The organism is Pseudonocardia nigra (assembly GCF_019396355.1).
Taxonomy (GTDB): domain Bacteria; phylum Actinomycetota; class Actinomycetes; order Mycobacteriales; family Pseudonocardiaceae; genus Pseudonocardia; species Pseudonocardia nigra.
The window spans coordinates 1-22,287 of sequence record NZ_JAHKRK010000031.1 but is presented as its reverse complement, the minus strand read 5'-3'; the positions used below and the strand labels follow the sequence as shown (position 1 = coordinate 22,287).

General features: G+C 74.3%; 18 protein-coding genes and 1 pseudogene. 12 read left to right on the top strand and 7 right to left on the bottom strand.

The window, feature by feature from the left end:
• Positions 1 to 26: 26 nt before the first annotated feature.
• Positions 27 to 1,289, bottom strand: coding sequence for a lycopene cyclase family protein (locus tag KME75_RS10820; protein ID WP_219414461.1), 1,263 nt, complete (start codon positions 1,287 to 1,289; stop codon positions 27 to 29).
• 11 nt (positions 1,290 to 1,300) lie between these two features.
• Between KME75_RS10820 and KME75_RS10815 the strand changes: the two genes are divergently transcribed.
• Positions 1,301 to 2,824, top strand: a complete 1,524-nt coding sequence (locus KME75_RS10815; protein WP_219414460.1) for a deoxyguanosinetriphosphate triphosphohydrolase family protein — start codon at positions 1,301 to 1,303, stop codon at positions 2,822 to 2,824.
• A gap of 53 nt (positions 2,825 to 2,877) precedes the next feature.
• On the opposite strand, the gene KME75_RS10810 is transcribed toward KME75_RS10815, so the two are convergent.
• A complete protein-coding gene (locus KME75_RS10810) occupies positions 2,878 to 3,687 on the bottom strand; it encodes an SDR family oxidoreductase (RefSeq protein ID WP_219414459.1) in 810 nt (269 codons plus the stop codon).
• Between the two features lie 126 nt (positions 3,688 to 3,813).
• Here KME75_RS10810 and KME75_RS10805 point away from each other — a divergent pair, with 126 nt between their 5' ends.
• From KME75_RS10805 to KME75_RS10790, 4 genes are all read left to right on the top strand, one after another.
• A complete protein-coding gene (locus tag KME75_RS10805; RefSeq protein ID WP_219414458.1) occupies positions 3,814 to 5,436 on the top strand; it encodes an ABC-F family ATP-binding cassette domain-containing protein in 1,623 nt (540 codons plus the stop codon).
• Between the two features lie 321 nt (positions 5,437 to 5,757).
• Entirely contained in the window at positions 5,758 to 5,967 is a 210-nt protein-coding gene (locus tag KME75_RS10800; protein WP_028932228.1) for a helix-turn-helix domain-containing protein, read from the top strand.
• A 25-nt stretch (positions 5,968 to 5,992) separates the two neighbouring features.
• Entirely contained in the window at positions 5,993 to 6,799 is an 807-nt protein-coding gene (locus tag KME75_RS10795) for an enoyl-CoA hydratase/isomerase family protein (protein WP_308282687.1), read from the top strand.
• A gap of 212 nt (positions 6,800 to 7,011) precedes the next feature.
• Complete coding sequence (locus KME75_RS10790; protein ID WP_219414457.1) at positions 7,012 to 8,958, top strand: ABC transporter ATP-binding protein; 1,947 nt, start codon at positions 7,012 to 7,014, stop codon at positions 8,956 to 8,958.
• 92 nt (positions 8,959 to 9,050) lie between these two features.
• On the opposite strand, the gene KME75_RS10785 is transcribed toward KME75_RS10790, so the two are convergent.
• Positions 9,051 to 9,632: a TetR/AcrR family transcriptional regulator gene (locus KME75_RS10785; protein ID WP_219414456.1), complete on the bottom strand. Its 582-nt coding sequence runs from the start codon at positions 9,630 to 9,632 to the stop codon at positions 9,051 to 9,053.
• Positions 9,633 to 9,730: 98 nt separating this feature from the next.
• On the opposite strand from KME75_RS10785, the gene egtA reads away from it, so the two are divergent.
• Genes egtA through KME75_RS10760 form a run of 5 tightly spaced genes read left to right on the top strand, consistent with a single transcriptional unit; the run spans position 9,731 to position 14,718 of the window.
• Positions 9,731 to 11,113, top strand: a complete 1,383-nt coding sequence (gene egtA, locus KME75_RS10780; RefSeq protein WP_246631857.1) for an ergothioneine biosynthesis glutamate--cysteine ligase EgtA — start codon at positions 9,731 to 9,733, stop codon at positions 11,111 to 11,113.
• The gene (gene egtB / locus KME75_RS10775; protein ID WP_219414455.1) at positions 11,110 to 12,501 is read left to right on the top strand and encodes an ergothioneine biosynthesis protein EgtB; all 1,392 of its coding nucleotides are present in this window, start codon (positions 11,110 to 11,112) and stop codon (positions 12,499 to 12,501) included. Before egtA ends, egtB begins: the two co-directional genes overlap by 4 nt.
• A gap of 6 nt (positions 12,502 to 12,507) precedes the next feature.
• Positions 12,508 to 13,269: an ergothioneine biosynthesis protein EgtC gene (gene egtC / locus KME75_RS10770; protein WP_219414454.1), complete on the top strand. Its 762-nt coding sequence runs from the start codon at positions 12,508 to 12,510 to the stop codon at positions 13,267 to 13,269.
• Positions 13,266 to 14,240, top strand: a complete 975-nt coding sequence (gene egtD / locus KME75_RS10765) for an L-histidine N(alpha)-methyltransferase (RefSeq protein ID WP_219414453.1) — start codon at positions 13,266 to 13,268, stop codon at positions 14,238 to 14,240. The genes egtC and egtD overlap by 4 nt, the downstream gene beginning before the upstream one ends.
• A 10-nt stretch (positions 14,241 to 14,250) precedes the next feature.
• Positions 14,251 to 14,718 (top strand): cupin domain-containing protein, encoded by a 468-nt coding sequence (locus KME75_RS10760; RefSeq protein WP_308282686.1) that lies wholly within the window; start codon positions 14,251 to 14,253, stop codon positions 14,716 to 14,718.
• Here KME75_RS10760 and KME75_RS10755 read toward each other — a convergent pair.
• The 3 genes from KME75_RS10755 to KME75_RS10745 form a co-directional block, all read right to left on the bottom strand.
• The gene (locus KME75_RS10755) at positions 14,715 to 15,092 is read right to left on the bottom strand and encodes a PH domain-containing protein (protein WP_219414452.1); all 378 of its coding nucleotides are present in this window, start codon (positions 15,090 to 15,092) and stop codon (positions 14,715 to 14,717) included. The two genes, KME75_RS10760 and KME75_RS10755, sit on opposite strands and share 4 nt — an antisense overlap.
• 64 nt (positions 15,093 to 15,156) lie before the next feature.
• A complete protein-coding gene (locus KME75_RS10750; RefSeq protein WP_219414451.1) occupies positions 15,157 to 15,867 on the bottom strand; it encodes a sulfite exporter TauE/SafE family protein in 711 nt (236 codons plus the stop codon).
• 73 nt (positions 15,868 to 15,940) lie between these two features.
• The gene (locus KME75_RS10745; protein WP_219414483.1) at positions 15,941 to 18,829 is read right to left on the bottom strand and encodes an aconitate hydratase; all 2,889 of its coding nucleotides are present in this window, start codon (positions 18,827 to 18,829) and stop codon (positions 15,941 to 15,943) included.
• Between the two features lie 327 nt (positions 18,830 to 19,156).
• Here KME75_RS10745 and KME75_RS10735 point away from each other — a divergent pair, with 327 nt between their 5' ends.
• Positions 19,157 to 20,233 (top strand): ScyD/ScyE family protein, encoded by a 1,077-nt coding sequence (locus KME75_RS10735; RefSeq protein ID WP_504739506.1) that lies wholly within the window; start codon positions 19,157 to 19,159, stop codon positions 20,231 to 20,233.
• 48 nt (positions 20,234 to 20,281) lie between these two features.
• On the opposite strand, the gene KME75_RS10730 is transcribed toward KME75_RS10735, so the two are convergent.
• On the bottom strand, positions 20,282 to 21,487 hold the full coding sequence (locus KME75_RS10730; RefSeq protein ID WP_219414449.1) for a flagellar basal body protein FliL: 1,206 nt from the start codon (positions 21,485 to 21,487) through the stop codon (positions 20,282 to 20,284).
• Positions 21,488 to 21,891: 404 nt separating this feature from the next.
• Between KME75_RS10730 and KME75_RS10725 the strand changes: the two are divergent.
• Positions 21,892 to 22,287, top strand: a pseudogene (locus KME75_RS10725) (hypothetical protein); the annotation flags it as partial.

Here is a 22,287-nt window from a genome sequence, read left to right as displayed (position 1 = left end):
CTGGTAGCACCGGCGCGCGCGAGTGGTCACGGCACGGCGGGCGCGGGGGGCAGCAGCGCGGGCCCGACCAGCCGCATCCGCAGCGCCGGGTCGGCGCGCGCGAACAGCGCGCCCATCGTGGCGGCGGTGGCGCGCAGGTCGGCGCGCGCGGTGAGGTAGGCCCACCGGTGGGGCTCCGGCAGGCCGAAGAACACCTCGAAGAACGCGGGGACCTCCTGCGGCGGCATCCGCAGGAGCGCCTCGAGCCCGATCCGGCGGAACCGGTGCACGGCACGGGCGCCGCGCGGCCACACCACCCGCCGCGCCGCGGCGAGCGCCGCCTGCGCGCCGCCGACCGGCAGGTGCGTGGCGATCGCGGCGGCGACCGGCGGGGCGAGCGCGAGCGCCGTCGCCACGCTGAACCCGCTGGCCGGGTGCACGAGGGGAGCGGCGGCGCCGAACCCGAGCACCCCCGGTGTGCGGTGCCGGGGCGAGTCGAGCGGGAAGTGCACCCGCTCGACCGGCGCGTCATCGGGTGGCGTGATGCCGTGGGCGGCCAGGCGGGCGAGCAGCCGGTCCCGCAGCGCGGGCATCGCGAGCCCGGGCCTGCGGGCGAGCGAGGTCTCCTCGAGCAGCACGGTGCCGTCGCCGCGCGGCACCGCGTACAGGAAGGTGGGCGGGCCGGGGACGTTGTGGTCCGGGCGCCAGTCCATGAACAGCGCCTCGCCCGGGGCGATGAGCGGGGCGGCCGCTGCCTCGCCGACCACCACCCCGTACGCGGTCTGCTCGGCCGGCGTGGCCGGTCGGGAGATTGCAGCAAAGCCACTTTGCCGCGACGTGGTTGCAGCAAAGTGGCTTTGCTGCAACTCGCGGCGCAGGGGCTGGTGGCGCCCGCCCGCGTCCACCACGACCCTGGCGCGCAGGCGGGTCCCGTCGGCGAGCGCGACCGTGCCGGTCCCCGCCGTGCCGATCGCGCGGCCGGTGCGGACCGTCGCGCCCGCCAGCCCGGCGTCCAGGTGGCGGCGCAGGGCCGGGACGTCCAGCACCGCGTACTCCCAGCCCAGGTCGTGTTCGCCGAGCGCGACGGCCCGGCCGCGGGCGCGCGCGGCGACCGCCGGCGCCGGGAGGTCCGCGGGGAGTTCGGCGAGCCAGGCTCCGTAGGTGGCCCGCCACGGGGCGTCCGGCGCGGGGTCGACCAGCGTGGTCCGCAGCCCGCGCGCGACACACGCCGCGGCGAGCGCCCGCCCGGCGGGCCCGCCGCCGACGACCAGCACGTCCTCCACCCGCCCGTTGTACCGCGGTCGGGACATACGCTGCCGCCGTGGGTGATCAGAGTGGGCGGGCGGCGCGGCGGGCGGTCGCGGGGGAGACCGGGGCCGGCCTCGCGGCGAGCCCCTTCCGGGTCGACCGGGACCGCGTCGTGGCGTCTCCGTTCTTCGCGCGCCTGGCCGGGGTGACACAGGTGGTGAGCCCCACCGGCTCCGGGCTGCTGGTGCACAACCGGCTCACGCACAGCCTGCAGGTGGCCCAGGTGGCGCGCGCGATCGCGGAACGGCTGACGGGCGACCCGGAGACGGCCGCGGCCCTCGAGGCGCTCGGCGGCTGCGACCCCGACGTCGTCGAGGCGGCCGCTCTCGCCCACGACCTGGGGCACCCGCCGTTCGGGCACCTGGGCGAGCAGGTGCTCGACCGGCTCGGCCGGGAGCGGCTCGGGTTGCCGGACGGGTTCGAGGGCAACGCGCAGAGCTTCCGGATCATCACCACCACCGACCTGCACGGCCCGGCGGGCACCGGCCTCGACCTGACCGCGGCGGTGCGGGCGGCGGTCCTGAAGTACCCGTGGGCCCGCACCGCCCACCCGGACCCGCACCCGAGCGCCGCAGCACTCCCGCCGCGCGGTGGCGGGCCGCTGCCCTCGGCCCCGGCCGCGGGATCGGCCAAGTTCTCCTGTTACGTCACGGAGCTCGACGACCTGCGGGCGAGCCGCGAGGTGTTCGCCGGCCCGATCGGCCCGTGGCAGCAGACCGTCGAGGCCGCGGTGATGGACACCGCCGACGACATCGCCTACGCGATCCACGACCTGGAGGACTTCCACCGCGTCGGCGTCCTCCAGCAGGCGGGCGTCGCCACCGAGCTGGGCGGCTGGCTGCGCGACCGGCCCGCGCTCGCGGCGGCCGCACCGTCGGGCCTCGGCCCGCTGCGCCCGGGCTCCGACCTGGAGCGGCTGCGCCGCCGGTTGCACGACAAGGACGGCTGGGCCGTCGACGACGACGCGTTCGCCGAGTCCGTCGCGCTCGTCCGCGAGGAGCTGGTGGACGGGCTGCTCGCCGTCCCGTTCGACGGGTCGATGGCCGCCGAGCGGGCGGTGGCGGAGTTCTCCGCCCGGTGGACCGCCCGCCTCGTCGCCGGGGTGCGCGTGCTGCCCGACCCGCCGGTGCGGGCCGCGCCCGTCACGCTCGCGACCGTGCCCTGGCACGAGGTGGCGGTGCTGAAGTTCGTCCACCACCGGTTCGTGCTGCAGCGCGCCGACCTCGCCTCGCACCAGCGCGGGCAGGCCACCGTGCTGGCCGGGCTGGTCGGGGCGCTGGACGACTGGCTCACCGACGACGTCGAGCCCGTACGGCTGCCCCCGCGGCTGCACGACCTCGTCGCGCTTGCGCACTCCGAGTACACCGCGCTCGCCGCCGACGGCATGCTCGGCCGGGACGCCGACGTGGCGGCGCTGGCCCGCGGCCGCGCGGTGATGGACTACGTCGCCTCGCTGACCGACGGGCAGGCCGCCGCGCTGCTCGACGTGCTCACGGGCCGGTCCGGCCGCCTTTGGACCGACGCCGTCGTGCTGTAGCCCTCGTGAGTGGATACGAGTGCTGGAGCACTCGTATCCACTCACGGCCGCCGTCAGGCGGAGCCGATCTTGCCCGTCGCGAGGATGCCGCCGTCCACCCGCACCGTCTCGCCGGTGATCCAGGACGCCGCGTCGGAGACGAGGAAGCCGACCAGCAACGCCACGTCCTGCGGCTCGCCGAGACGCTTCATCGGGTACGCGTCGCTCACCTTGTCCTCGCCCTCGGCGTAGAGCGCGGTGGCGAACTTCGTCTTGACGACGGCGGGCGCGACGGCGTTGACCCGGATCTTCGGGCCGAGCTGCCACGCCAGCTCCTCGGTGAGCCGGATCAGCGCGGCCTTGGAGGCGCCGTAGGCGGGGATGACACCCGAGCTGCGCAGCCCGGCGACCGATGCGACGTTGACCACCGCGCCGCTGTGCTCGGCCATCCACGCCCGGTACGCCAGCTGCACGAACGCGAGCGCGGCGACGACGTTGGTGTCGAAGGTCTTGCGGACGGCATCGAGGTCGGCGTCCATGAGGAACCCGTAGCTGGGGTTGATGCCGGTGTTGTTGATCAGGATGTCGAGGCTCCCGTGTGCCTCGACGGTGCGTGTGACCGCCTCCTCGCGGGACTCGGCCGAGCCGGCGTTGCCCGCCACCGCGAGTACGCGGTCGGCCGCCCCGGCCGCGGCGTCGGCCACGAGCTTGTCCGCCGCGGCCGCGAGCTCGTCGGGCTTGCGGGCGGTGATCGTCACGGCGGCGCCGCGCGAGTGCAGCTCCGTGGCGATTGCGAACCCGATGCCGCGGCTCGCCCCCGTCACGAGTGCGGCGCGGCCCTGCAGATCCCCCTGCCCGGCGTGCTCACCAGTGAGTTCCGTCATGCGGCGACCCTACGTCGGCAATGCGGTGGCGGCGGCCGGTAGCCTGGGGGACGTGATCCGGATCGGGTAGTGGGCGCCTCCGCCCTTGTGCCATCGCCCCCGACCGGACGTACTGGGAGTCTTCTCGTGATCACCGCCACCGACCTGGAACTGCGGGCCGGGTCCCGGATCCTGCTGTCCGACGCCACCCTGCGCGTGCAGCCCGGCGACCGCATCGGTCTGGTCGGGCGCAACGGCGCCGGCAAGACCACGTCCATGCGCGTGCTCGCGGGCGAGGGCGAGCCCTACGGGGGCGGCGTCACCGCCACCGGCCCCGTCGGCTACCTGCCCCAGGACCCCCGCGAGGGCGACCTGTCGGTGATGGCCAAGGACCGCGTGCTGTCCGCGCGCGGCCTCGACACGCTGCTGCGCAAGATGGAGAAGGCGCAGACGGCGATGGCCGAACTCGTCGACGGCGCGGAGAACGCGAAGGCGGTGCGCGAGTACGGGCGGCTCGAGGAGCGGTTCGCCGCGCTCGGCGGTTATGCGGCCGAGAGCGAGGCCGCGCGGATCTGCACCCACCTCGGGCTGCCCGAACGCGTCCTCACCCAGCCGATCGCCACGCTGTCCGGCGGGCAGCGCCGCCGCGTCGAGCTGGCCCGCATCCTGTTCGCCGCCTCGGACGGCGGGTCGCAGAGCGCCACCACGCTGCTGCTCGACGAGCCCACCAACCACCTCGACGCCGACTCGATCACCTGGCTGCGCTCGTTCCTGTCCGCGCACGAGGGCGGCCTCGTCGTGATCAGCCACGACACCGACCTGCTCGCGGCCGTGGTCAACAAGGTGTGGTTCCTCGACGCCACCCGCGGCGAGGTCGACGTCTACAACATGGACTGGCGCCGCTACCAGGAGGCGCGCGCCACCGACGAGAAGCGCCGCCGCCGCGAGCGCGCCAACGCCGAGAAGAAGGCCGCCGCCCTGCACACGCAGGCCGCGAAGATGGGCGCCAAGGCCACGAAGGCGGTCGCGGCGAAGAACATGGCCCGGCGCGCCGACCAGCTGCTCGCGGGGCTGGAGCCGGAGCGGCAGGCCGACCGCGTGGCGAGGATCCGCTTCCCGGACCCGGCGCCGTGCGGACGCACCCCGCTCACCGCCGAAGGGCTGTCGAAGGCGTTCGGGTCGCTGGAGGTGTTCACCGGCGTCGACCTGGCCGTCGACCGCGGCACCAAGGTCGTGGTGCTCGGCCTCAACGGCGCGGGCAAGACCACGCTGCTGCGGCTGCTGGCCGGCACCGAGTCCCCCGACGCGGGCAAGGTGGTGCCCGGGCACGGGCTGCGCACCGGGTACTTCGCGCAGGAGCACGACACGCTCGACATGGAGGCCAGCGTCTGGGAGAACGTCCGGCACGCCTCGCCGGACACCCCGGAGCAGCAGCTGCGCACGCTGCTGGGGGCGTTCATGTTCTCCGGGGAGCAGCTCGACCAGCCCGCCGGCACGCTGTCGGGCGGCGAGCGCACCCGGCTCGCACTCGCCGGCCTGGTGTCGAGCGCGGCCAACGTGCTGCTGCTCGACGAGCCCACCAACAACCTCGACCCGGCCAGCCGGGAACAGGTGCTCGACGCGCTGCGCCGGTTCGCCGGGGCGGTCGTGCTCGTCACGCACGACCCGGGCGCCGTCGAGGCGCTCGACCCGGACAAGGTGATCGTCCTGCCCGACGGCACCGAGGACCACTGGTCGGCGGACTATCTGGAACTCGTCCAGCTGGCCTGATCGGACGATCCTCGCGACCCGGACACCACCCGATCGGACACCCCGCGCGGCCGCATCGGGTCGGCGTGATCGATTCCGCTGCTACCGCCCGCGCTGCGATCGACATCCCGGGTGACCGGGCCGTGGCGAGGGGGTGACGACGCGGTGATCGTGCGCTGTCAACGATCACCCGTCCGCGTGATCCATTCGGACGTACCGTTCACCGATCACCGAGTGGATCTCCTGGCTGGCGGGTATCACCCTGAACGATCATTGCCGCACCGGGGGGAGCGGAACGATCCGCCGCGGGGGGTCCGCGGACGGGTAGAGGAGGTCAAGGACGTGGCCGACCTGAAAAAGGGTGCCCGCATCACCGGCACCCAGCGCGACAAGCTCGCCACCGACCTGAAGAAGAAGTACGAGAAGGGCGCCAGCATCCGGGCGCTCGCCGAGCAGACGGGACGGTCCTACGGGTTCGTCCACCGTGTGCTCAGCGAGACGGGGGTGACCCTGCGCGGCCGCGGCGGCGCCACCCGTACCAAGAAGAAGTAACCCGGCGCGGGGGTAGCCTGCGGCCGTGACGACGACGGCGGCGGTGGACCCCGATCTCCTGCGGCGCGGTGGTCTCGCGCTCGACGTCGACGGTCCGCGGGCGACGATCTCGCTCGCGCGTCCGGAGGCCCTGAACGCGCAGACGCCCGCCACCTGGGAGGCCCTGCGCGCCATCGGCGATGCACTGCCCGCCGACGTGCGGGCCGTGGTCGTCCGGGGCGAGGGCCGGGCGTTCTCCGCCGGCCTGGACAAGCGGTTCTTCACCGCCGACGAGGTCGACGGCCTACCCGGGATCGCCGGAATCGCCCGGCTGCCCGACGACGAGGCGGACGCGATGATCGCGGCCTTCCAGGCCGGGTTCTCGTGGCTGCGCCATCCCGCGCGCATCACCGTCGCGGCGGTGCAGGGCCATGCCATCGGCGCCGGTTTCCAGCTCGCGCTCGCCTGCGACCTGCGGGTCGTGGGCGACGACGTGCTGTTCTGCATGGCCGAGCCCACGCTGGGCATCGTCCCCGACCTCGGCGGCACGCATCCGCTGGTGCACGCCGTGGGTTACGCACGGGCGGTGGACATCTGCCTGACCGGTCGCCGGGTGGGCGCGCAGGAGGCCGTGTCCTGCGGGCTCGCGCAGCGCGCCGTGCCGGCCGGCGAGCTGGACGCCGCCGTCGGCGAGCTCGTGGCGGCGCTGCTGGCCGTGCCGGCGAAGGCGGCCGCGGAGACCCTCGGACTGCTCAGCGCGGTCGACGACGGGCTCGACGCGGCGGGCGCGCTCGCGGCCGAGCGCGCCGCGCAGCTGCGCAGGCTCCGCTCGCTCGCCGCCGGCGAGGGGTAGGGCGCGGAGACGTCCGAGCGTCCGGAAAGCCACGTTCCTGCCGTCCACCGTCAGGAACGTGGCTTTCCTGTCATGTGCAGGTGGACCCGCGCGTGACCACCACACGGTCGCAGCTCTCTGCCGATCGCCCGTCCTAGCCGAGGGGAGTAAAGGGGGCACCACGCGCGTTGGGTGAAGTGGTTGCAACGGTGTAAGCGGAAGGGGTCGCGCGCATGGAGAGCGCCGGGCGGATGATGCGGGGGGTCGCCCGCGGCGCGGACGCACCGAAGTCGGTGAAGAAGGGCACGGTCGGCCGGATCTGGGCGTTCGCGCGGCCCTACCGGCGATGGTTGGTCGCGTTCCTGCTGCTCACGGTCGTCTCGGCGACCGTCGGGGTGCTCACGCCGGTGCTCGCCGGCCGGGTGGTCAACGCGATCGTGGCGGGCGGGGAGGTCTCCGCGGCGGCGGCCACCGTGGTCGGGCTGGCCGCGGGCATCGCGGCGCTCGCGATCCTGGAGGCCGTGGTCGGGCTCGCGTCGCGATGGTTCTCCTCGCGCATCGGCGAGGGGCTGATCGTGGACCTGCGCCGCGCCGTGTTCGAGCACGTCCAGCGGATGCCGGTCGCCTTCTTCACCCGCACCCGCACGGGGGCGCTGGTCAGCAGGCTCAACAACGACGTCATCGGCGCCCAGTCGGCGATCACCTCGACGCTGGCCGCCGTCCTGAGCAACGTCATCCAGCTGGTCCTCGCGCTCGCCGTGATGATCACCCTGGCCTGGCAGGTCACGCTGCTGGCGCTCCTCCTGCTGCCGATCTTCGTGCTACCCGCGCGGCGGATGGGCAGGCGCATCGGCGACCTGCGCCGGGAGGCCGCCGACCTCAACGCGTCGATGAGCAACCAGATGACCGAGCGGTTCTCCGCGCCCGGCGCCACGCTGGTGAAGCTCTTCGGCAGGCCCGACGAGGAGGCTGCCGACTTCGGCGAGCGTGCCGAGCGGGTGCGCGACATCGGCGTGCGCACGGCGATGGTCTCACGCGTGTTCGTCACCGCGCTGTCGCTGGTCTCCGCGCTGGCCCAGGCCCTGGTGTACGGCCTCGGCGGCTACCTCGCGGTGACCGGCCGGATCGAGGCCGGCACCGTCGTCACGCTCGCCCTGCTGCTCACCCGCCTGTACACGCCGATGACGGCACTCGCCAACGCCCGCGTCGACGTCATGACCGCGCTCGTGTCGTTCGAGCGGGTCTTCGAGGTCCTCGACCTGCAGCCGATGATCACTGAGAGGCCGGACGCGGTGGACCTGCCCGACGGCCCGGTGCCGGTGCGGCTGCGCGACGTCCGGTTCGGCTACCCCGGCGCCGAGCAGGTGTCGCTGGCCTCGCTGGAGGAGGTGGCGGTGCTCGACACCCGCGGCGGCGAGGAGGTGCTGCACGGCGTCGACCTGGAAGTGCCCGGCGGGCGGATGGTCGCGCTCGTCGGGTCGTCCGGCGCCGGCAAGTCCACGCTCGCCTCGCTGGTCCCCCGGCTCTACGACGTGGCCGGCGGCGCGGTGGAGCTGTCCGGCGTCGACGTGCGGGACCTGCGGCTCGCCGCCGTCCGCGGGGCCGTCGGCGTGGTGACGCAGGACGGGCACCTGTTCCACGACACGATCCGGGCGAACCTCCGGTACGCCGCGCCCGAGGCCACCGACGAGGAGATCCGCGCCGCGCTGCGCCGCGCCCGGCTCGGCGAGCTGCTCGACGCGCTGCCCGACGGCCTCGACACCGTCGTGGGGGAGCGCGGCTACCGGCTCTCCGGCGGCGAGCGGCAGCGGCTCACCATCGCGCGCCTGCTGCTGGCCCGGCCCCGTGTCGTGATCCTCGACGAGGCCACCGCGCACCTGGACTCCGAGTCCGAGGCCGCCGTGCAGGCCGCGCTGGCCGAGGCCCTCGCCGGGCGGACGGCCATCGTGATCGCCCACCGGCTGTCCACGATCCGCGCGGCCGACCAGATCGCGGTCGTCGAGCACGGGCGGATCGTCGAGCGGGGCACGCACGAGGAGCTGCTCGCCCGCGACGGCCGCTACGCGGAGCTGCACCGCACGCAGTTCGCCGGCGAGGAGGCGGCCGAGGCCGTCGACGGCGCCGGGTGCGGGATCGACGGCTGCACCGCAGGCTACCGCGAGGCGCACCTGGTGGGCTGACGGGCGCCGGACTGCGCGCCCCCGCCTGCCGGCAAGGTGGCCTTACTGCCGTCCAGTGGCAGTATCGTCACCTTGCTGGCGTCCGGGGCGGGTCAGCGGCGGCGGACCGTGCCCTCCACGAGGTCCAGCACGGCCGAGAGGTTCGTCGCGGAGTCCTCGGCCCCCATCCCCGTCGCCAGCTGCGAGACGAGCCCCTCGAGCACCAGCTCCAGGTAGCGGGCGAGCACCGGGATCGGCACGTCGTCGCGCAGGACACCGGCCCTGGCCTGCCGTTCCAGCCGCTCCTGCGTGGCGGCGGTGAGGGCCTCGGCGTGGGCGCGCCAGCGCTCGCGGAACCCCGGGTCGGTGCGGCCACGGCGGGCGATCTCGAGGAAGGTGCCCGTCCAGCCGGCGTCGAGCGTCTCGGGCGAGGCGAGGAGCTCGCGCATGACCTGCACCAGGCCCTGGTCGGCGACGACCTCGGCCATCCGCTCGGCGTCCTGCTCGGCGAGCGCGAGAAACAGCGCGTCCTTGTCCCGGAAATGGTGGAAGATCGCCCCCCGGGACAGCCCGGTGCTCTGCTCCAGCCTGCGGACCGTGGCGCCCTCGTAGCCGTAGCGGGCGAAGCAGCCGCGCGCCCCGTCCAGGATCTGCCGGCGCCGCGCGGCGAGCTGGTCCGTGCTGACGCGGGGCATCCGCCGAGGATACCGAGAACCCGGACGTACGTACGGCTTGGGAAGAGGCCGTGGAATGAGCCCTGATTTTGTCGGACCCCGCGGGTAGGTTCGCGACCATGATGGAGGAAGCAGGCGTCGCGATGGCAGAGGGGTCGGCCGGTGTCGCCACGGGCGCGCCGGATCCCGGCCCGTCCGTGCTGCGCGACTGTGCGGATGCGGAGGCGTACGTCGCCTCGGTGTGTTTCAAGCACGGGCCCCCGCGGCTGATCGGGGTGGAGCTGGAATGGCTGCTCCGGTCCCCTTCGCCCGGCGCGCCGCCCGACGTGGGCGCACTGGTGGCCGCGTTGGGCCCGCACACACCGGTGTCCCTGCGCCCGTCCTCGCCCGCCCTTCCCCTCCCCGCCGGTTCCACGGTCACCGTCGAACCCGGGGGGCAGATCGAACTGGCCAGCCCGCCCCTTCCCGACCTGGCAGGGCTCCTGCAGACCGTCCGCGCCGACGCCGACGCGCTGCACCATCTCCTCATCTCCCACGGCCAGCGGCCGCAGCCACGCGCCGCCGACCCGCTGCGCCCGCCCACCCGCGTCCTCGACCTCCCGCGCTACCGCGCCATGGAGCAGGCCTTCGACCGGCTCGGCCCCCACGGGCGCAGCGGGATGTGCTCCACGGCGGCCGTCCAGGTGTGCCTCGACGCGGGGGAGGCGCAAACCTCCGCCGGTCGGTGGGCCGCGGTGCACGCCCTCGGCCCGGTGCTGCTCGCGGCGTTCGCCAACTCCCCCCAGCTGCACGGCAGGCGCACGGGGTGGAAGTCCTCGCGCTGGGCCTGTTGGCAGCACGCCGATCCGGTCCGCACCGCGCCGCCGCCGCTGTCCGATGTCGAGAGCGCCGATCCGGCTGCCGCGTGGGCCCGCCGGGTGCTGGCCACCCCGCTGTTGTGCCTGCGCCGCCCGGAGGGGCCGTGGCAGGTGCCCGAGCTCGTCACGTTCGCCGACTGGGTCCGCGGCGCGCTGCCGGTGCCGCCCACCACCGCCGACCTCGACTACCACATGACCACGCTGTTCCCGCCGGTCCGGCCGCGCGGGCACCTGGAGATCCGCTACGTCGACGCCCAGCCGGGGCGCCGGTGGGCCCTGCCCGTCGCGGTGCTCGCCGCCCTGCTGTCCGACGCGCACGTCACCGACGCCGCCCGTGCCGCGTGCGAGCCCGCGCAGGGTCGCTGGGCCTCCGGCGCCCGGCACGGCCTGGCCGACCGGGTGCTGGCGCGCGCGGCCGCCACCGTGTTCGAGCTCGCCTGCGCGCAGCTCCCGGCGCTCGGCGCCCCGCAGTGGGTGCAGGGCGACCTCGAAGCGATGACCGAGCGGCAGGTGCTGCGCGGGCGCTGCCCTGCCGACGACGACCCTGCCGACGACCCGGCCGAAGACCCGGCCGACGACCCGGCCGACGACCCGGCCGACGACCCGCACGACGATCCGGAGAGCCCGGGGGGAGCCAGCACATGACGGTCACCGAGCACACCCAGCATCCCGATCACAGCCGGCAGTCCGATCACACCGGGCAGCCCGATCACTTCGCTGCGGGTGGGGAGGCGCTGCGCAACCGGGTCGCCGAGCTGCTCACTGCCACCCGCGCCCGCAGCACGGCGCTCACCGACGCCGTCGACGACGGCGGCCTCGTGGCCCAGCACTCGCCGCTGATGTCCCCGCTCGTCTGGGACCTCGCGCACGTGGGCAGCCAGGAGGAGCTGTGGCTGGTGCGCGACGTGGGGGGCCGGGAGCCGCTGCGCCCGGAGATCGACGGGCTCTACGACGCGTTCCAGCACAGCCGGTCGAGCCGGGTGGAGCTGCCGCTGCTGGGGCCCGCCGAGGCGCGGGCCTACGTGGCGGAGGTCCGCGACAAGGCGCTCGACGCGCTGGGGCGCGTCCCGTTCACCGGGAGCAGGCTCGTCGAGAACGCGTTCGCGTTCGGGATGGTCGTGCAGCACGAGCAGCAGCACGACGAGACGATGCTCGCCACCCACCAGCTGCGGGCGGGCGCCCCCGTGCTGCACGCCCCTGCGCCGCCGCCGGGCAGGCCGCCCGCTGCCCGTGAGGTGCTCGTGCCCGCCGGTCCGTTCACGATGGGCACGTCCACGGAGCCGTGGGCGCTGGACAACGAGCGCCCGGCCCACGCCGTCCACGTGCCCGCGTTCCACATCGACACCGCTGCGGTCACCGCCGGGGAGTACGCGGAGTTCGTCGACGCCGGCGGCTACGACGACCCGCGGTGGTGGAGCGCGGCGGGCTGGAAGCACCGAGTCGCCGCGGGCCTCACCGCCCCGCAGTTCTGGGAGCGCGACGCAGGCGGCACCTGGTACCGGCGCCGGTTCGGCGTGGTCGAGGCGGTGCCGGTCGACGAGCCCGTGGTCCACGTGTGCTTCCACGAGGCCGAGGCGTACGCCCGGTGGGCGGGCAAGCGGCTGCCCACCGAGGCCGAGTGGGAGAAGGCGGCCCGGTACGACCCGGCCAGCGGCCGGTCCCGGCGCTACCCCTGGGGCGACGAGGACCCCACGCCCGAGTACGCCAACCTCGGCCAGCGCCACCTGCAGCCCGCCGCGGCGGGCGCCTACCCGCGCGGGGCGTCTCCGCTGGGGGTGCAGCAGCTCATCGGCGACGTGTGGGAGTGGACGAGCTCGGGCTGGCACCCGTACCCCGGGTACGAGATGTTCCCCTACGCGCAGTACTCGGAGGTCTTCTTCGGCGGCGACTACAAGGTCCTCCGCGGCGGCTCGTTCGGCACCGACACCGCCTCGATCCGCGGCACCTTCCGCAACTGGGACCACCCGATCCGCCGTCAGATCTTCGCCGGCTTCCGGTGCGCCCGCGACGCGGCGCCCGTCGAGGGGGCGTAGCCGCGCGTGTGCCGCCACCTGGCCTACCTGGGGCCGCCCACCACGCTGTCGGCGTTGGTGCTGGAGCCGTCGCACGGCCTGCTCCACCAGTCCTACGCGCCTGCCGACATGCGCGGCGGGGGCACGATCAACGCCGACGGGTTCGGCGCGGGCTGGTACGCGCCCGGCGGGCCCGATGCGGTCCGCTACCGCAGCGCCGTGCCGATCTGGTCCGACACGGCCTTCGCGGCGCTGGCGGGGTCCACCCGCTCCGGCGCGGTGCTGGCCGCGGTCCGGTCGGCCACGGTCGGCATGCCGGTCACCACCACGGCGGCGGCGCCGTTCGGGGAGGGCCGGTGGCTGTTCAGCCACAACGGTCTCGTGCCGGGCTGGCCGGAGTCGGTGGCGGGGCCGGCCGCGGAGCTGCCCGTCACCGACCTGCTCACCCTCGACGCCCCCACCGACGCGGCGCTGCTCTGGGCGCTGGTCCGCCACCGGCTGCGCGCGGGCGCCGACCCGGCGGCGGCGCTCGCCGAGGTCGTCACCACGGTGGCGGCCGGCGCGCCCGGGGCGCGGCTCAACCTCCTGCTCACCGACGGCGCCACGATCTGGGCCACGGCCTGGAGCCACGCCCTGTCCGTGCGCGTCGACGCGGCCACCGCACTCGTCGTCTCCGAACCGACCGATGCGGGCCCCGGCTGGACCTCGGTGCCCGACCGGCACCTCGTCGTGGCCCGGCCCGGCCACTGCAGCACCCGACACCTCACTCCGATCCCGGGAGCAACATGAGAACGGCTCAGATCGACATCCACCTCACCGATGCCGATGCCGACGCCGCCCTGCGCGCCGACGTGTTGGCCGGTCTCACCGCGAGCCCGAAGCACCTGCCCCCGAAGTGGTTCTACGACGCGCGCGGGAGCGAGCTGTTCGAACAGATCACCGAGCTGCCCGAGTACTACCCCACGCGCACCGAGCGGGCCCTGCTCGAGCGCAGTGTCGACGAGATCGCCGCGCGCTCCGGGGCCGACATGATCGTCGAGCTCGGTTCGGGGTCGTCGGCCAAGACCCGCCTGCTGCTCGACGCCTTCACCCGCGCCGGCAGCCTGCGAAGCTACGTGCCCCAGGACGTCAGCGAGCCCGCGCTACAGCTGGCGATGGACGCGCTCGGCGCGGAGTACCCCACGCTCGACCTGCACGGTGTCGTCGGCGACTTCACCCGGCACCTCGACCGGCTGCCGGGCAGCGGGCGGCGGATGGTCGCCTTCCTCGGCGGCACGATCGGCAACCTGCTGCCCGCGGAGCGCGCCGCGTTCCTCACCGAGCTGCGCGCCGTGCTCGCGCCCGGCGAGCAGCTGCTGTTGGGCACCGGGCTGGTCACCGACCCCGCGGTGCTCGTGCCCGCCTACGACGACGCCGCCGGCGTCACCGCCGAGTTCAATCGCAACGTCCTGCGGGTGCTCAACCGGGAACTGGGCGCCGACTTCGACGTCGACGCGTTCGCGCACCGGGCCCTCTGGGACGCTGAGAACGCGTGGATCGAGATGCGCCTCGTCGCCTCGCGCCCGATGACGGTCACGGTCGCCGAGCTGGGCCTGGCGGTCGGCTTCGCGGCGGGGGAGGAGATGTGCACGGAGACCTCGGCGAAGTTCCACCTCGACGGGGTGCGGGCCGAGCTGGCCGCCGCCGGGTTCGGCGTCGCGCAGGTGTGGACCGACCCGCAGGAGCGGTTCGCGCTCACCCTCGCCACCGCCGAGGGCTAGCGTGATCCGGGTGAGCAGCAGCGACTGGCGCACCGACGGCGTCCGGGTCATCCCGGCCGACGCGCTCGACACCAACACCCCGCAGACGCCCGGGATGCACCGCGCGGCCGCGATCACGCACGCGCGCGCGGGCGCGGAGAAGCTGTGGGCCGGCACCGTCACCATCCACCCGGGCGCCCGCACCGGCGCCCATCACCACGGCGAGCTGGAGAGCGTGATCTACGTGGTGCGCGGCCGGGCGAGGATGCGCTGGGGGGACCGGCTGGAGTACACCGCGGAGGCGGGCCCCGGCGGGTTCATCTTCGTGCCGCCGTTCGTGCCGCACCAGGAGATCAACGCGCTCGACGACGAGCCGCTGGAGTGCGTGCTCACCCGCAGCGGCCAGGAGCCGATCGTGGTGAACCTCGACATCTCCGGCGTGGCCGATCCCGAGCACGTGCCGTGGATCGACCCGGGCCACCCGGGGGAGTGCTCCTAGCGGGCGACGTAGTGGCTCAGCAGGGCCTGCACCTCGTAGACGTCCACGCCCTTGCCGAACTGCTTGCTCACCGGGGTGGGGCTGCCGGAGATCCAGATCTTCAGCTCGGCGTCGAGGTCGAAGGTGCCGGCGGTCTCCACGCTGAAGTGGGTGATGCTGCGGTAGGGCACGGTGTGGTACTCGACCTTTCGGCCGGTCATGCCCTGCTTGTCTACCAGGATCAGCCGCCGGTCGGTGAACAGGAACGCGTCCCGCACGAGCTGGTAGGCGGCGTGCACCTGCTCGTCCTGCCCGAGCAGGCGCCCGTACTCCCGGGCCGCCGCGGCGGGGTCGATCCGGGAGGCGTTGCCGATGATCCCGTCCAGTAGGCCCACGTGTCCGCTCCCCGATCGTCGACGGCTGGTGTCATGGCCAGCCTATCGACGGGGTGGCCCGCCGTTAGCCGACCACCACCTGCACCAGCAGTGCCACGGCGCCCGTGGCGGCGAGTGCGATCACGGCGGGGCGGGTCCATCCCCGGTCCAGGAGCCGGCGCGCCGGGCTCGACACGGCGAACCCGGCGATCATGAACGGCACCATCAGGGCGGCGGTGCCCATCGCGTCGCCGTCGACCTCGCCGGCGAGCGCCAGGCCGGCCAGCGACACCGCCGCGCCCGCCACGAAGTAGGCCGCGAGCGTCGCGCGCACCCGCGGCCCGCCCTCGTTCTGGTAGAGCAGCGCAACGGGCGGGCCGCCGATCGCCGACGCCGCGCCGCCCGCCCCGGAGACGACACCCGCCACGAGCAGCGCGGGCACCGTGGGGCGAGGCCGCCAGCGCAGCAGCGACAACCCTGCGCACACCAGCACGGTGACGGCGACGACCGCGGCGAACCACCGAGGCGGCAGCGCGACCACCGCGAGCACCCCGAGCGCGGTGCCCGGCAGGCGCCCGAGCAGCGCCCACCCGACGCCCGTCCAGTCGGTGTCGCCGCGCTCCCGGTACAGCGCGAGCAGCGCGTGCCCGGTGGTGAGCAGCAGCAGCGGCACGGGCACCAGCGCGGGGTCGACCATCGCGAGGAACGGCGCCGAGATCAGCGAGATCCCGAACCCGACCGTGCCCTGCACCAGCGCCCCGAGCGCCACCACGAGCCCGGCCAGAACGATCGCCATACCGACACCTTCGGTGCTCGTGAGTGAGAAACCGCGCCATAGCGACGTTTCTCACTCACGAGCGCGTCGTAGCTCAGCCGCGCAGCATCCCGCGCAGGACGTACTGCATGATCCCGCCGTTGCGGTAGTAGTCCGCCTCGCCGGGGGTGTCGATCCGGACCGTGGCGTCGAACTCGACGGTCTCGCCGCCCTCCTTCGTGGCGGTGACGTGCACCGTGCGCGGCGTGGAGCCGTCGTTCAGCGCGGTGACCCCGCTGATGTCGAAGGTCTCCGTGCCGTCGAGGCCCAGTGACGACGCGGTCTCGCCCCGCGGGAACTGCAGCGGCAGCACGCCCATTCCGATGAGGTTGGAGCGGTGGATGCGCTCGTAGGACTCCACGATCACGGCCCGGACGCCGAGCAGCGCGGTGCCCTTGGCCGCCCAGTCCCGCGACGAGCCCGACCCGTACTCCTTGCCGCCGAGCACCACGAGCGGCGTGCCCTGCGCGGCATAGTTCTGCGCGGCGTCGTAGATGAACGCCTGTGGGGCGCCCTCCTGCGTGAAGTCGCGGGTGTAGCCGCCGCTCACGCCGTCGAGCAGCTGGTTGCGCAGCCGGATGTTGGCGAACGTGCCGCGGATCATCACCTCGTGGTTGCCGCGGCGGGAGCCGTAGGAGTTGAAGTCCTTCTTCTCCACGCCGTGCTCGCGCAGGTACTGCCCGGCGGGCGTCTCCTCCTTGATCGCGCCGGCGGGGGAGATGTGGTCGGTGGTGACCGAGTCGCCCAGCAGCGCGAGCACGCGGGCGCCGGAGATGTCGGCGACGGGCTCCGGCTCGGGCGCCATCCCCTCGAAGTACGGGGGCTTGCGCACGTAGGTGGACTCCGGGTCCCACGCGAACGTGTCGCCCTCGGGCGTGGGCAGCGAGCGCCACCGCTCGTCGCCGCGGAAGACGTCGGCGTAGTCCTTTGTGAACATCTCCTGGCTGATCGCGTTGTCGATCGTCGCCTGCACGTCCTGCGGCGAGGGCCAGATGTCCCGCAGGTACACGTCGTTGCCCTGGGGGTCCTGCCCGAGCGGCTGGGCCTCGAAGTCGAAGTCCATCGTGCCGGCGAGCGCATAGGCGATCACCAGCGGCGGGGACGCAAGGTAGTTCATCTTGACGTCGGGGTTGATCCGGCCCTCGAAGTTGCGGTTGCCCGACAGGACCGAGACCACCGACAGGTCGGCCTCGTTGACCGCGGCCGAGATCTCCTCGGGCAGCGGGCCGGAGTTGCCGATGCAGGTGGTGCAGCCGTAGCCGACCAGGTGGTAGCCCAGCTTCTCCAGGTACGGCCAGAGGCCGGCCTTCTCGTAGTAGCCGGTGACGACCTGCGAACCCGGGGCCATCGACGTCTTCACCCACGGCTTCACCGCGAGACCCTTGTCCACGGCGTTCTTGGCGAGCAGCGCCGCGCCGAGCATGACCGAGGGGTTCGAGGTGTTGGTGCAGGAGGTGATCGAGGCGATGACCACGGCCCCGTGGTCGATCTCGACCTGCTGCCCGTCGGCCAGCGTCACCGGCGTGGGCTTGCTGGCCCGCCCGTGCGCCCCGGCCGCGGCGGAGATCGCCTCCCGCGGCGCACCGCCGTCGCCGTTGCCGCCGCCGTAGGCGGGCGGGTCGCTGGCGGGGAAGGACTCCGAGCTCGCCTCGTCGACCGAGGACACCACGCCGTAGGGCTGCTCCTGCGCGGGGACGCCGGGCTTGCGGTCCTCGCCGCCGGTCTCGTCGTCGCTGACGTAGTCGTCCAGCGCCGAACGGAACGCCTCCTTCGCTTCCGACAGCGCAATGCGGTCCTGCGGCCGCTTCGGGCCGGCGATCGACGGGACGACCGTGGACAGGTCGAGCTCGAGGGTCTCGGAGTAGACGGCCTCGCGCGACGGGTCGTGCCAGAGGCCCTGCTCCTTGGCGTAGGCCTCGACGAGCTCGAGCTGCTCGGCCGGGCGTCCCGTGAGCTTCAGGTAGCGGACGGTCTCGTCGTCGATCGGGAAGATCGCCGCGGTGGAGCCGAACTCCGGGCTCATGTTGCCGATCGTGGCCCGGTTGGCCAGCGGCACCGCGCCGACGCCCTCGCCGTAGAACTCGACGAACTTGCCGACCACGCCGTGCCGGCGCAGCATCTCGGTGATCGTGAGCACGACGTCGGTGGCGGTGGCGCCCGGCGGGATCTCACCGGTGAGCTTGAAGCCGACGACGCGGGGGATGAGCATCGAGACGGGCTGGCCGAGCATGGCCGCCTCGGCCTCGATGCCGCCGACGCCCCAGCCGAGCACACCCAGGCCGTTGACCATGGTCGTGTGCGAGTCGGTGCCGACGAGGGTGTCGGGGTAGGCCTGACGGACATGGCCTCCGGTGCCGGCGGGCACGTCACGCGTCATCACCACGCGCGCGAGGTGCTCGATGTTGACCTGGTGCACGATGCCGGTGCCCGGCGGCACGACCTTGAACTCGCTGAACGCGCCCTGGCCCCAGCGCAGGAACTGGTAGCGCTCCTTGTTGCGGCCGTACTCGAAGTCGACGTTGCGCTCGAAGGCGTCGGGGCGGCCGAAGACGTCGATGATCACCGAGTGGTCGATGACGAGCTCGGCGGGGGCGAGCGGGTTGACCTTCTCCGGGTCGCCGCCGAGCTCGGTGACGGCCTCGCGCATGGTGGCGAGGTCGACGACGCAGGGCACGCCGGTGAAGTCCTGCATGATCACCCGGGCGGGGGTGAACTGGATCTCGGTGTCGGGCTCGGCGTTCGGGTCCCAGTTCGCGAGCGCGCGGATGTGGTCGGCGGTGACGTTCGCGCCGTCCTCGGTGCGCAGCAGGTTCTCCAGCAGCACCTTGAGGCTGAACGGCAGGCGCTCGGCCCCCTCGATGGCCGACAGCCGGAAGAGCTCGTGCTCGGCCCCGCCGGCCTGGATGGTCCCTCTCGCTCCGAAGCTGTCGGTGCTGGCCACGATGTTGTCCTCCTGGCGGTGGTGGGCGCTCGGATTCGGTTCCGGAGTCTCGCGCACCGGCGCGTGTCCAGCGCAGCGACCCCTTTCGCGTTTAACAGTACGCTTGTCCGGTATAGGGGTCGAGCGGTGGGTGCCACATGTGCCGCCGTCCGGCCCAATCTCGGGCGTACCCGCTAACGCGCGTGTCTTCCACGCGAAGTCACCCCGGTCCGTGCCGACACGAGGGAGGGCATCGTGGCCGTACACCGTCTCGTTCAGGGTCGTGTCCTGCGCACCGCCGTCGCCGGGGCCGCCGCCGCTGTACTGGGGGTGGGGCTCGCCCCGGCCGCCATGGCCGGGACCGGCGGGCCCGAGGTCGTCGCCGACGGCCTCGACAACCCGCGGCACCTGCAGTTCGCCGACGACGGCACGCTCTACGTCGCCGAGGCGGGCCGCGGGGGCGACGCGGCGTGCATCGAGGGCCCGGAGGGCGGCGAGGTGTGCTTCGGCCCGACCGGCGCGGTCACCGCGATCGACGGCGACGGGCAGCGCCGCGTGCTGACCGGCCTCCCGTCCGCCGCGGGGGAGGGTGGCGCCCAGGCGCTCGGCCCGGCCGACGTCGCGCCGTGGGGCGAGCACCTGCTGGTGGCGATGGGCCTCGGCGCCCCGGCCGATGTGCGGTCCCAGCTCCCGGAGGAGTTCCAGGACGCCGGGTGGCTGCTGCGGGCCGACCCCGAGGAGGGCACCGACCGAGCGGTTCGCCGACATCGCCGGGTTCGAGGGCGAGAACGACCCGGACGGGGCCGGCCCGGACAGCAACCCCAACGCCGTGGTCGCCAGCCGCAAGGGCGCCGCGGTCGTCGACGCGGGCGGCAACTCCCTGCTGTCGGTCACGCGCTCCGGCGACGTGGCGCTGATCGCGACCTTCCCGACCCGGGAGGAGCCCGCCCCCGACATCCCGGGTGGGCCGCCCGCCGGCACCCCGATCCCCAGCCAGTCCGTGCCGACGTCCGTCGCGGTGGCGAAGGGGGGCGCGTTCCTCGTCGGCGAGTTGCGCGGCTTCCCGTTCCCGGTGGGCGGCGCCGACCTGTACCGCGTCGCCGGCGGCGAGCCGACGGTCGTTGCCGAGGGCTTCACGAACGTCATCGACGTGGAGGTCGGGCCGCACGGCACCTGGTACGTGCTGGAGCTCGCTTCGGACGGGCTGCTCGCGGCGGGCGAGAGCGGCCTGCCGATGGGCCGGCTGCTGCGGGTGACCCCGGACGGCGGCGACCCCGTCGTGGTCGCCGACGACCTGCCGGCGCCCGGTGGGGTCGCGATCCGCAAGGGCCGGGCGTACGTCACGGTCAACTCGGTGCTGCCGGGCGAGGGGCAGGTGCTCGCCGTGCCGCTGACCTGAGGGGCTCCCCCGAGAAGCCGCTGAGCTGACGGCGAGTGCGGGGCGGTGCCGTGGCACCGCCCCGCACGTTCGGCCGGTCAGCGCATCGAGCGGAACAGCTCCGCGATGTCCTCCGGCTCCAGCGCCCGCAGGACCTCCGCGTAGAGCGCGATCGCGGTCCGTCCGGGGCTCACGTAGTGCGCCCCGTCGGCCCCCACCGTCACGATCCGGACGTCGAGCACGGCCTGGAGGATCCGCGGCGCCAGGCGGTCGAGCGTCGGGTCGCCCGCGCCGGCCAGCGCCTGGCCGAACAGCTCGGGCCCGCACACCTGTTCCGCGGAGCCGTCCGACCCGCTGATGTCGAGGCAGTCGCCGCTGCGGGTGACCGTGACCCGGTCGCCGGCCGGAGTCTCCACCACCACGCGGGTGACCTGCAGCGCGGTGTCGCCGCGCACGTCGGTCTCGGTGGTCTCGAGCTCGGTGATCCGTGCGCCGCTCGGCTCGGCCGGCGCCTCGGCCACGATCACGTCGCCGAGGTCGTGCACCACCTGCAGCTCGCCCGACGGTGCGAGCTCCACGAGCCTGGGGACGTCCCCGTCGAGCATGGCCTGCACCGTCTCGCGGAGCGCGTCCCCCGGGGTGGCGGCACCGCGGGCGGGAACCGACGTGGCCGGCCAGGACAGCCCTTCCGATCGCAGGGCGTAGTCGGCCGCGGTGTAGAAGAGGCTGACGTACCAGGAGCCCTCGACCCGCACGCTCGCGAGCCGGATCGGCTCGCCCTGCTCGGCCACGACGTCGGCCAGGTCGATCGTGGTCGGGGTGGCCGCCGGCAGCCCGTCGGGGAAGGCGAGCCGGCGGAACGAGTCGGTGAACGGCAGCGCGGCCGGGTCCTGGTCGAACGTGATGGTGCCCGCGACCAGCTTGGTGATCACGACGTCGGGGCGCACCTGCTCGGCGGCGGCCTCGTCGAACCGCAGGTCGGAGACGGTGGCGCCGCTGAAAGCGGCGTCCAGGTCGGCGTCGGGGCGGAACACCTCCAGCCGGACGAGCTCGTCGGTGACGACCTCGCCCAGGTCGGTGAGCAGCTCGGCCTCCGCCGGGTGCAGCCTGCCGAACGCGTCGAACCAGCGCTGCTGCGACAGGTCGGCGGCGAGCAGCTCCACGGACTCCCTGGCCGTGTCGGCGCCCCCGCGGCCGCCGAGCAGCACGACCGCGGCGACCGAGCCGGCCACCAGGGCGAGCACGGCCGCGACGGCGGCGACGATCGGCCCGCGGCGTCGCTTCGGCGACGCGGGCGGGGGCATCGACGGCGGCAGGTGCGGCGGGGGACCCGCAGGACCGAACCCCGCCGCCGGCCCGTGCGGGCCCTGCCACGCCGGTGGCGGCGGGTACTGCTGCCGACTCGGGAACGGACCGCCCTGTCCGGGAGGTGGGCCCACGGGGCCCCGTCCACCGGGCGGCCCGCCTCCCGGTCGGAAGTTCGTCACGGCTCGTCCTCCTCGGGTGGCCGCCACACGCGGGCGGGCTACGGGGAGTCTCGCCCGCCGGGGACCCCGCGTTGCACCGTGGAACTACCGACATCGCGCCGCGGAGCGGGCCGCGTGTACCACCATGAGGTGGTCTTGCGCCACGGTCGCGTGTGCCGGCCGACGCGACGCCCGTCCTGATGGCACAGTCCCCCTGGCCCTGGGAAAGATCATGTATCGGGATGGGGGTGGGTCTCGTGCGGGCGTTCCGCCGTCACTCCGAACGCGCGTGCGTGCTCCTCGTGCTGGTCGCGCTGGCGGCCGGCACGTTCTCGGCGGGTGCACCCGCACTCACCGGCGTCGCGCTCGCGCAGCCCGCACCGCCACCAAACCCGAGTGACGACGAGCTGGAGCGCAGCCGGGACGCCGTCAGCGCCCGGGCCGAGGAGGTCGCGCGCCTCACCGCGCAGCTCGCCGAGCTCGACGACCGCACCGACGACCTGCAGGCCGCTCTCGCCGCCCAGCGGGAGACCGCCGAGGCGGCGCTCGTGGACCTGGAGGCGGCGGAGGCGGTGGCAGCGGCGGCTGCCGAGCGGGCCGAGGACGCCCGCATCGCCACCGAGGCCGCCACCGTCGCG

What these genes read in the sequence shown, in the direction of transcription:
- KME75_RS10810 (WP_219414459.1), bottom strand. Translation starts at nt 3,687, where the DNA reads ATGACGGAACTCACTGGTGAGCACGCCGGGCAGGGGGATCTGCAGGGC.
- KME75_RS10790 (WP_219414457.1), top strand. Translation starts at nt 7,012, where the DNA reads ATGGAGAGCGCCGGGCGGATGATGCGGGGGGTCGCCCGCGGCGCGGAC.
- KME75_RS10750 (WP_219414451.1), bottom strand. Translation starts at nt 15,867, where the DNA reads ATGGCGATCGTTCTGGCCGGGCTCGTGGTGGCGCTCGGGGCGCTGGTG.
- egtD (WP_219414453.1), top strand. Translation starts at nt 13,266, where the DNA reads ATGAGAACGGCTCAGATCGACATCCACCTCACCGATGCCGATGCCGAC.
- egtB (WP_219414455.1), top strand. Translation starts at nt 11,110, where the DNA reads ATGACGGTCACCGAGCACACCCAGCATCCCGATCACAGCCGGCAGTCC.
- egtA (WP_246631857.1), top strand. Translation starts at nt 9,731, where the DNA reads ATGATGGAGGAAGCAGGCGTCGCGATGGCAGAGGGGTCGGCCGGTGTC.
- KME75_RS10730 (WP_219414449.1), bottom strand. Translation starts at nt 21,487, where the DNA reads ATGCCCCCGCCCGCGTCGCCGAAGCGACGCCGCGGGCCGATCGTCGCC.
- KME75_RS10735 (WP_504739506.1), top strand. Translation starts at nt 19,157, where the DNA reads ATGGCCGGGACCGGCGGGCCCGAGGTCGTCGCCGACGGCCTCGACAAC.
- KME75_RS10785 (WP_219414456.1), bottom strand. Translation starts at nt 9,632, where the DNA reads ATGCCCCGCGTCAGCACGGACCAGCTCGCCGCGCGGCGCCGGCAGATC.
- KME75_RS10820 (WP_219414461.1), bottom strand. Translation starts at nt 1,289, where the DNA reads ATGTCCCGACCGCGGTACAACGGGCGGGTGGAGGACGTGCTGGTCGTC.